The organism is Stappia sp. MMSF_3263 (assembly GCF_030733745.1).
In the GTDB taxonomy this organism is placed as follows: Bacteria; Pseudomonadota; Alphaproteobacteria; order Rhizobiales; family Stappiaceae; genus Stappia.
The window spans coordinates 98823-107825 of the sequence record NZ_JASHIK010000018.1 but is presented as its reverse complement, the minus strand read 5'-3'; the positions used below and the strand labels follow the sequence as shown (position 1 = coordinate 107825).

The following is a 9003-nucleotide window of genomic DNA, read 5'->3' as shown; positions in this document are numbered from 1 at the left end:
AGACCGGCGCGCGGGGACGTCAACCGGAAATCACATGGTCGACTTGGGCTCGGCGTCGTTGACGTTGACGCGGAAGAGGCCGTCGAGGATTTCCTTCTCCTTCTCGCGCGCAGCCTTGAGCACCTCCGGATCCGCGAGCGTCTCGTCGACGACGAAGCTGCCGCCGCCATAGGACATGAAGGAGAACTGGCCGTAATCGGACGGTTCGAAACTGTCGCTCGCGACCGCCTCGATCACCCGGTCGATGGTCGGCTCCATGTGCCACAGGGCGCTGGCCAGGATGGTGCCGGGATAGTCGCCGGACGTGTCGATGACGTTGCCGATCGCCAGGATGCCCTTCTCCTTGGCCGCGTCGGAGACACCGAAGCGCTCGGCGTAGAGAATGTCGGCGCCCTTGTCGATCATGGCGAAGGCGGATTCCTTGGCCTTGGGCGGGTCGTACCAGGAATTGATGAAGGTCACGAGGAACTTGACGTCCGGGTTGACCGACAGCGCGCCCTCCATGAAGGCGTTCATCAGGCGGTTGACCTCGGGAATGGCGTAGCCGCCGACCATGCCGATGACGTTGGACTTGGTCGCCTTGCCGGCGATCATGCCGGTCAGGTAGCTCGGCTCGTGAATCCAGTTGTCGAAGACGGCGAAATTCGGCTTGGCCGGGCCGAAGGAGGAGCCCATCAGGAAGGCGGTGTCGGGATATTCGGCCGCCACGTTGCGCGCCGCCCGCTCGACCGCGAAAGCCTCGCCGACGACCAGGTCCATGCCGGCTTCCGCGTATTCGCGCATGACGCGCTCATAGTCGGTGTTGGCGACATTTTCCGAATAGGTATAGGTGACGTCGCCCCGCGCCTCGGCCGTCTTGAGCGCCTGGTGAAGGCGGCCGACCCATTGCTGCTCGACCGGAACCGTGTAGATCGCCGCCACTTTCAGAGGCTTGTCCTTGGCCGCAGCCGGCAAACCGCCGGCAACCAGCGCGAGCGACGCGGCAAGGCCGAGAACGGCGCGGCGCGTCCAGGCAAAATGCTCATTGAATGTCATGTGACTCCCCCTGGCAGGTCTGGTACCGCGCTACTCATCTTGCCGCGACGGATTGCTGCCGCCTGTGCGGCAGGCGCGTTGCGGGCGCGAACCGGTTGAACTGCGCATCCCGGCGGTTCGGATCCAGCCGTCCGCCCTCATCGATGCAGGCGAAATTGGACCACAAACCGGGCACGCCCACAATGGAGGCAGGCCGGCCCAGGCGAAGATTTTTGAACAAATGGACAAAGTTTGATCGTCTGGTCAAAAATTAAGCCGACAAAACGAGCAGACAACCGCATCCCGCGATTGCAGGTTCGGCAAGATGCAGCCTGAAGGCCGTCGCCGCTCGCCGAGAGGTCAGTCCTGCGGCGCGTCGGGCGGCAGGGGGACGCGGCGCGCCCGGGAAGCGCGGGCGCGGGCGAGGTAGCCCTTGAGATCGACGGCCCCGGTGACCTGAACGAAAAAGGCGAACAGCGCCATGCCGGCGGCAACCAGCAGTCCGAGAGCGGCGAACCGCAGCAGGATGGAGGCGCCAAGGAGCAGCGGCTCGAGCATGAGCGCGCCGCCGTAAAGACCCGCGCCCATCAGCACGCTGGCGAGCGCCAACAGCGGCAGGCGGCGGCGGGCACCGGCATCGATGCGGAAATGACCGCGCCGCCAGAGGACGATGCCGAGCAGTCCGGTGTTGACCCAGCCGGCAAGCGAGGTGGCGAGCGCGATGCCGACATGACCGAGGAAGGGCGCCAATGCCAGCGCTCCCGCCACGTTGACCAGCATGCCGATGCCCGCGAACCACATCGGCGTTGCCGTGTCCTCACGGGCGAAGAAGCCCGGCGAGAAAACCTTGTTGAGCACGAAGGCCGGCAGGCCGACGGCGAAGGCGACAAGCGCGGCCGTGGTGGCCGCCGTCGCTTCCGCGCCGAACTCGCCGCGCTGGAAGAGCACCGAGACGATCGGCTGCGGCACCACCATCAGCGCCACTGTCGCCGGCAGGGTGAGGGCGAGCGCGAATTCCATCGCCCGGTTGAGCGTGCGGTTGGCCTCGCCGTCCGCGCCGCTTCTCAGCGAGCGGGCGAGGTCCGGCAGCAGCACCACGCCGATGGCGATGCCGACAACACCGAGCGGCAACTGGTAGATGCGGTCGGCATAATAGAGATAGGCGACCGCGCCGGCCTGGGCCGAGGCGATCACCGTACCGACGACGATGTTGATCTGGGTGATGCCGCCGGCAAGGATGCCGGGCACGCCGAGCCGCCACAGGCGGCGCACGCCGGCGGTCAGGCGCGGACGGGGCAGCGAGAGCGAGAAGCCCATGCGGCGCACCGCGACAAGCAACAGGGCGAGCTGCGCCACGCCGGCAACCGCCACGCCGCAGGCAAGCGCGACGCCAAGGGTTGTTCCCGGTTCCAGGCCCGAGACCCAGATGCCGGCAAGCACCGCAATCATCACCAGATTGAGCACCACCGGCGCGAAGGCGGCGGCGGCAAAGCGGCGATAGGTGTTGAGGATGCCGGACAGGAAGGCGACCAGCGACATGCACATGAGGTAGGGAAAGGTGATGCGCGACAACAGGACGGCGAGGTCGAATTTCTCCGGATCGGCGGAAAAGCCCGGCGCCAGCACATAGACGAGGCCGGCCATGCCGACCATGGCAACCGCGCTCAACAGCAGCAGCGCGGACAAGAGGGCGGCCAGGATCTCGCCGGCAAAGCGCCGCGCGCCTGCATCGCCGTTCTCTTCCAGCGCCTTGGCAAAAAGCGGCACGAAGGCGGAGTTGAAGGCACCTTCGGCAAAGAGCCGGCGGAACAGGTTGGGCAGGCGAAAGGCAACCACGAAGGCTTCCGCCACCGGTCCGGCACCGACAAAGGCGGCGATCATCACGTCTCGGCAGAAGCCGAGAACGCGGCTCATCATGGTGGCGCCGCCGACGGTGGCAAAGTTGCGCAGAAGGCTCATGGCGCCATCCAGAAAAGGGGAGAAGGGAGGCACCGGCCGCGGCCGGCGGGCCGGCTCATGCGGCGCCGGCCCGGCGCGGGCGCCGGCGGGCCGGCTCGTCGGCCGGATCGCCCTCGACAGCCTCGCTCAGGCGATCGCGGATCGCCCTCTGACGACCGATATTGCCGATCTTCTGCCCGGTCAGGTCGGTCACGTAGAAGACATCGACGGCCCTCTCTCCGAAGGTGGCGACATGGGCGGAATTGATGTTCAGGTTGAGCGCCGAGATCGCCCGGGTCAGGTCGTAGAGGAGGCCGGGCCGGTCGAGCCCGGAAATCTCGAGGACCGTGTAGCGGTTCGACCAGGAATTGTTGACCAGAACCTCGGCTTCGACGCGGAACGCCTTGACCCGCCCGCGCGAGGCGGCCTTGCGGGCGACGCTGTCGGGCAGCTGTTCCTGACCGCGCAGGGCCTTCTCGATCAACCGGCAGACGCGCTCGCCGCGGCGGATCTCGTCCTCGTCACCCGGCAATTCGCGGGAGATGAAGATCGTGTCGAGGGCAAAGCCGTCCGTCGTCGTGTCGATCTGCGCATCGACAATGTTGGCGCCGGCGACGAAACAGGCGCCGGCGATGGTGGAGAGCAGGCGCGGGTGGTCGGCGGCCAGCACGGTGATCTCCGTCACCTCCTCGAAGGCATGAGTGACGACGCGCGACGAAAAGCCGGTTCCGGCGACATCCGCGGCACGGATCATTTCCGCGTCTGCGATCTTGCGGTCGAGCGGCACACGCAGCCAGTAGGCGGGATAGTGTCGCTCCAGATAGGCCGTGCGAGTGGCCGGATCCCAGGAGACGAGCGCCTCGCCCAGCTCCGTCTTGGCGGCCTCCACCCGCAGATTGTGCGGCAACAGAGAATGGCCGCCGGTCAGCACCGGTTCGCACTCGTAGTAGAGCGTGCGCAGCAGCTGCCCCTTCCAGCCGTTGAAGACATTGGGGCCGACGGCGCGGATATCCGCCACGGTGAGGATCAGGAGAAGCTTCAGCCGCTCCAGGCTCTGCACCTTGCGGGCGAAATCCTCGATCGTCTTGCGGTCGGCAAGGTCGCGCGACTGGGCGATCGTGCTCATCTCGAGATGATGTTCGACCAGCCAGGCGACCGTGTCGGTCTCCGACGCGGTCAGGCCGAAACGCGGACACAGGCGCCGGGCGATGCGCGCGCCGGCAATGGAATGGTCCTCCGGCCGACCCTTGGCGATGTCGTGCAGGAACATGGCGACGAAGAGGACCCGGCGGTTCTGGATCGTCTTGACGATGTCGGTCGACAGCGGATGGTCCTCTCCCGCCTCCCCACGCTCGATCTCGCCGAGCACGCCGACGGAGCGGATCAGGTGCTCGTCGACCGTGTAGTGGTGGTACATGGAGAACTGCATCATCGCCACGACCTTGCCGAAATCCGGCACGAAACGGCCGAGAACCCCGGTCTCGTTCATCTTGCGAAGCACCGTTTCCGGATCGTTTCGCGATGTCAGGACCTGCAGGAACAGCCGGTTCGCCTCCGCATCCTCGCGCAGCGAGGCGGTGATCAGCTTGAGAGACCGGCGCACCAGTTTCAGCATTTCGGGATGCAGCATGACCGCGTCACGGTCGGCGATGACGAAGAGGCGGATCAGATTGACCGGATCCTTCTCGAAAACCGTGTCCGAAGCCGTGTTGAGGCGGCCACGGTCAATGACGAAGTCGGCCGTCCCGGTCGAGACCTTCCGCTTGCGGGCACGCGCCGCGATGCGGTCAATCAGCTTGGAAAGCGGCTGCGGCGCCTTTGCATGCTGTTCCTCGAGCGCCGCGCAGAAGATGCGCGTCAGGTCGCCGACATCCTTGGCGACAAGGAAGTAGTGCTTCATGAAGCGCTCGACATCCTTCATCCCGGGATGCTGGGTGTAGCCAAGCCGGATGGCGATCTCCCGCTGCACGTCGAAGGACAGGCGCTCCTCGGCGCGTCCGGTGAGGAAATGCAGATGGCAACGCACCGCCCAGAGAAAATCCTCTCCCTTGCGAAACCGCTGGATGTCGGCACGGCTGAAGACGCCCGCCTTGACGAGACCGCTGGTCGAACGCACGCGATAGAAGTACTTCGAGATCCAGAACAGCGTGTTGAGGTCGCGCAGCCCTCCCTTGCCTTCCTTGACGTTCGGCTCGACCAGATAGCGCGAAGTGCCCTGCCTGGTGTGACGGGCGTCGCGCTCGGCAAGCTTGGCGGCGATGAATTCCGGCCCGCTGCCGGCCGCCACGCTCTGGTCGAAGCGCTCGATCAGTTCCTCGGTGAGCGCGGCCTCGCCCCAGACGTGGCGCGCCTCGAGAATGGCTGTGCGAATGGTCATGTCGGACCGCGACAGACGCAGGCACTCGTCGATGTTGCGGGTGGCGTGGCCGACCTTGAGGCCCAGATCCCAGAGCATGTAGAGCATGTATTCGACGATCTGCTCGCCCCAGGGCGTCTGCTTGTAGGGAAGCAGGAAGAGAAGGTCGACATCCGATCCCGGCGCCAGCGTGCCGCGGCCGTAGCCGCCCACGGCGACGATCGACATGCGTTCGCCGGCGGACGGGTTCTTCACCCTGTAGACATGATGGATGGCGAAGTCGAAGATGACGCGCAGGATCTCGTCCTGCACGTGGCTGAGACGCTGGGCGCAGAGCATGCCGCCGCCATCGGCGAAGAGCTGCTCCTCGACACGCGTACGCGCCTCCTGCATGACGGACTTCAGCTCGGCAAGCACCTGGCCGCGGGTCGCCAGGTCGGAGCCGTCGCCGTCGCTGCCCGCGGTCAGCGCGGTCAGCCGGTGTCGCAGCGCGTCCGCATCGATCAGGCCGGCGAAAGGATCCGATGGCCGGGATGCGTTCCTCGGGGTCATGATACGCGCGCTGTCCTTCTCGCTTCCCGGCCCATCGCCGGCCCATCGCCGGTACGTCGCCAGTCCGCCGGCGCGGATCGCAGCGGGTCCGCAACCGGTTCTTCAAGCCGCCGCCCGCGGACCCTACGCCCGCCACCCGCTCCGCTCAAGAGGCAGATCGAGCGGAATGCCGCAGCGGCGCCGGCCGGCTAGACGCCGTCGCGGGCCGCCGCCGCACGGACCTGAAGCAAGAGGTGCGCCAGGCTCTCGCGAGACAGTCCGGAAATCTTGACCGCCAGCACATTGGCAAGCTCCGTCGCCTCCGGATCGAGGCCGCCCGTGTCGATCGAGACCTTCGGATCGGAATATTCGGCAAGCCGCTGCAACTCCTCCGCCTCGTCCCAGATGACGTTGAAAAAGGCGATGATGCGCTGGACCATGAACCATGTCGGCCGGCCACGGCGACCGTGTTCGAGGGCCGAAAGATAGGCTGCCGACACCGACAGGGCCTCCGCCATCTGCGACAGGGTCACTCCGCGTTTCTTGCGCAGCTCCCGGATCTTCGCGCCAAAGGGCGTCATGGCGTCCCCCATCTCCCCGCCCTGCGAACCCTTACATAGAGCGCGCCGTCGCCGCCATGTGTCGCATGGGCCTGCTCATAGCCGACAACAAGCGTGCGAAACTCGGGAAATGACAGCCATTGCGGCACGACGCGCCGCAAGATGCCGCGCCCCTCGGCCGCGGGACTGCCACCTGCCCCGCCCTTGCCGGTGATGACAAGCACCAGCGTCGCGCCCTGCGCCTGCGCGCGCGCCAGAAACCCGCGCAGGCGCACATGTGCCTCCGCCTGGGTCAGTCCATGCAGGTCGATCCGCGCGTCGATGGCGCGAATGCCGCGCGCCACCTTGCGGCGCTGGCGCGGCTCCAGGGGGGAAAGCGGCGGCGCAGAGGGCTTGCGCAATGCGGTAACGGTGGGAGGAGGCACGGCCAAAACCGTAGCGGGGCGCGGCGCGTCGCTCTCCTGCGCCTGGCCGGCCTCCGGCAGGGTCTCGGGTTCGGCGGAGGTCCGGCGCGGCCGGACCAGCGGTTCCACATCGGCCGTTACCTGCGCCCACAGGCGCCGCTCGTCGGGAAAGGGCTGGCGCCCCTTGCGCCGGCCGCTGCTCATCGCGGCGCTCCCGTGCCGGCATCGCGCGGCACCAGGATCACCATGTCTGCCCGGTGCTGGACGCCGCCGGCCTGCGCCCCTGCCTGCGGGCCCGAGCCGAAGAAGATGTCGCCGCGCGCCGGCCCGACAATCGCCGAGCCGGTGTCCTCGGCAACCATCAGCCGGCGAAACGGGGTCTCGGACCGGCCATCCCCGGCCGGCAGGTCGGCACTGACGAAGACGGGCGTTCCATAGGCATGAAAGGCCGCGTCGACGGCAAGACTGCGGCCGGCGACGAGCGGCAGGCCGGCGGCCCCGACAGGGCCTTCGTCGGGACCCGCCTCACTCACCTCGCGAAAGAAGATGTAGGACCGATTTCGACGCAGGACGCCGTCGATCTCCTCCGGATTCCGGGCGAGCCAGCCGCGCAGCACGTCCATGGTGACGGTGCCGGGTTCGGCGAGACCGCGCTCGATCATCACCCGGCCGATGGGCGAGTAGAGGTGGCCGGTCTTGCCGGCATAGCCGACCCGCATGACGCCGCCTTCCTTCAGGCGGATGCGGGCCGAACCCTGCACATGAACGTAGAAGGCATCGACCGGATCGGCGAGCCAGACAAGCTCGAGCCCGCGGCCGGACAGCGCGCCGTCCATGATCTCGCCCCGGTCGGGCGGCAGGGCGAGAGCGCCATCCGGGCCGCGCAGGGCAAAGGGCGCACTGGACGGCAGATGTGCAGGGCGGTTGGCGTCGCCCAGCGCGACGAGATTTTCCGGCCGGCGCAGCAACGGCGTTGCGTATAGCGCATCACGGTGCAGGGCACCGGGATATTCCGGCTCGAAATAGCCGGTGACGAAGCCTTCGGTGAGGACGCGGCGCGGCTCGAAGGCGGTCTCGAAGAAACGGCGCGCGGCCTCGCCGGATCCTTCCTTCGCGGCAGCCTCGCCCGCCTGGCAGGCACGCCGGAGCGCCTGTGCGGAAACGCCGAGGCGAACGGCAGGCTCGCCGCCCCGTGAGGCCGCTTCACCCCCGCAATGGCGCAGGAACGCGGCAAGCGCGGCGCGATGATCGTCCTGCGCCCAGCCGGGAAGATCGGAAAAGCTCAGCGGTGGCGACAGCATGGCGTTCCCCGCCGAAGCGAAAGCCCCGCCGGGAAGGCTTGCCGCGAGCACCGCGGCAAGGACTGCTCGGCGCAGGCCACCCAAGTCACTCGACCGATTCGGTCGCGACCAATCGCCAGTTGGGATCGCGCGAGGTGGTGTCGCGCGCGAAGGTCCAGATGTCGGTGACGTCGCTGACCGCATTGGGATCGCCGTCAACAATGGCGCCGTCACGATCGCGGGTCGCGGAGATCAGCTCGGACCGGAACCTGACGGTCACCTGGGCCGTCGAGCCTTTCAGCGCCGCCTCGACGATGTCCGCCTTGTCGATGCCCACGAAGGTGGACTCGATGGTCTCGCCGCGCGACTCCCGGTCGGAAATGGCTGCGACGAAGCCTTCGTAGACATCCTTGGACAACAGGTTCTTGAGCGTCTTGCGGTCGCCGGCGGCGAAGGCGCTGACAATCATCTCATAGGCACCGCGCGCACCCTGCAGGAAGCCCTGCGGGTCGAAGGAGCGGTCCACGGAAAGGATCTGGCGCAAGGCGTCGTTGAGGGCGCTCCCCTCCGGAGCGACCTTGTCGAGCGTCGCGGAACTGGTCGCCGGAGCGGGCCCGGCTTGCGGCGTCCCCTGTCCGGGCAGCGGGATCACATTGTCATCGCCGGGCGTCGCGGGACCGGCACCATTCTCGCGCTCCTGCGAGGAGTACGGATCGAACGGCGGCCGTTCGTGCCCGGTGCGCCGCCCGAGGACGCTGCGCAGGCGCAGGAACACCACGACCGCCAGGACCAGAAATATGATTGTGATGACGTCGTCGAACATATGACTCGTTTCGCATCCGGCCGGTTAAGTAGTGGGCAGTCCGCTCGGACCGCATGGCGATGCCGTGCCACGGCGCGGCTGGCCGATCCGCGTCCAC

At 67.4% G+C, this 9003-nt stretch carries 7 protein-coding genes; all 7 read right to left on the bottom strand.

Features of this window, described 5'->3' with window-relative positions; genetic code table 11:
- Positions 1-30 precede the first annotated feature (30 nt).
- Positions 31-1035: a BMP family protein gene (locus RBB46_RS18070; protein WP_306030414.1), complete on the bottom strand. Its 1005-nt coding sequence runs from the start codon at positions 1033-1035 to the stop codon at positions 31-33.
- Positions 1036-1374: 339 nt separating this feature from the next.
- Positions 1375-2973, bottom strand: coding sequence for a murein biosynthesis integral membrane protein MurJ (murJ, locus tag RBB46_RS18065; RefSeq protein WP_306030413.1), 1599 nt, complete (start codon positions 2971-2973; stop codon positions 1375-1377).
- Positions 2974-3028: 55 nt separating this feature from the next.
- Positions 3029-5860, bottom strand: a complete 2832-nt coding sequence (locus RBB46_RS18060; protein WP_306030412.1) for a [protein-PII] uridylyltransferase — start codon at positions 5858-5860, stop codon at positions 3029-3031.
- A 188-nt stretch (positions 5861-6048) separates the two neighbouring features.
- Entirely contained in the window at positions 6049-6420 is a 372-nt protein-coding gene (locus RBB46_RS18055) for a helix-turn-helix domain-containing protein (RefSeq protein ID WP_306030411.1), read from the bottom strand.
- Positions 6417-7007, bottom strand: coding sequence for a Smr/MutS family protein (locus tag RBB46_RS18050; protein ID WP_306030410.1), 591 nt, complete (start codon positions 7005-7007; stop codon positions 6417-6419). The genes RBB46_RS18055 and RBB46_RS18050 overlap by 4 nt, the downstream gene beginning before the upstream one ends.
- A complete protein-coding gene (locus RBB46_RS18045) occupies positions 7004-8104 on the bottom strand; it encodes a murein transglycosylase A (protein ID WP_306030409.1) in 1101 nt (366 codons plus the stop codon). The genes RBB46_RS18050 and RBB46_RS18045 overlap by 4 nt, the downstream gene beginning before the upstream one ends.
- A gap of 85 nt (positions 8105-8189) precedes the next feature.
- On the bottom strand, positions 8190-8906 hold the full coding sequence (locus RBB46_RS18040; RefSeq protein WP_306030408.1) for a Tim44/TimA family putative adaptor protein: 717 nt from the start codon (positions 8904-8906) through the stop codon (positions 8190-8192).
- Between the last annotated feature and the right edge of the window lie 97 nt (positions 8907-9003).

Bases quoted from the DNA above. Each gene is read 5' to 3' on its own strand.
- RBB46_RS18070 (WP_306030414.1), bottom strand. From the start codon at position 1,035: ATGACATTCAATGAGCATTTTGCCTGGACGCGCCGCGCCGTTCTCGGC.
- murJ (WP_306030413.1), bottom strand. From the start codon at position 2,973: ATGAGCCTTCTGCGCAACTTTGCCACCGTCGGCGGCGCCACCATGATG.
- RBB46_RS18060 (WP_306030412.1), bottom strand. From the start codon at position 5,860: ATGACCCCGAGGAACGCATCCCGGCCATCGGATCCTTTCGCCGGCCTG.
- RBB46_RS18055 (WP_306030411.1), bottom strand. From the start codon at position 6,420: ATGACGCCCTTTGGCGCGAAGATCCGGGAGCTGCGCAAGAAACGCGGA.
- RBB46_RS18050 (WP_306030410.1), bottom strand. From the start codon at position 7,007: ATGAGCAGCGGCCGGCGCAAGGGGCGCCAGCCCTTTCCCGACGAGCGG.
- RBB46_RS18045 (WP_306030409.1), bottom strand. From the start codon at position 8,104: ATGCTGTCGCCACCGCTGAGCTTTTCCGATCTTCCCGGCTGGGCGCAG.
- RBB46_RS18040 (WP_306030408.1), bottom strand. From the start codon at position 8,906: ATGTTCGACGACGTCATCACAATCATATTTCTGGTCCTGGCGGTCGTG.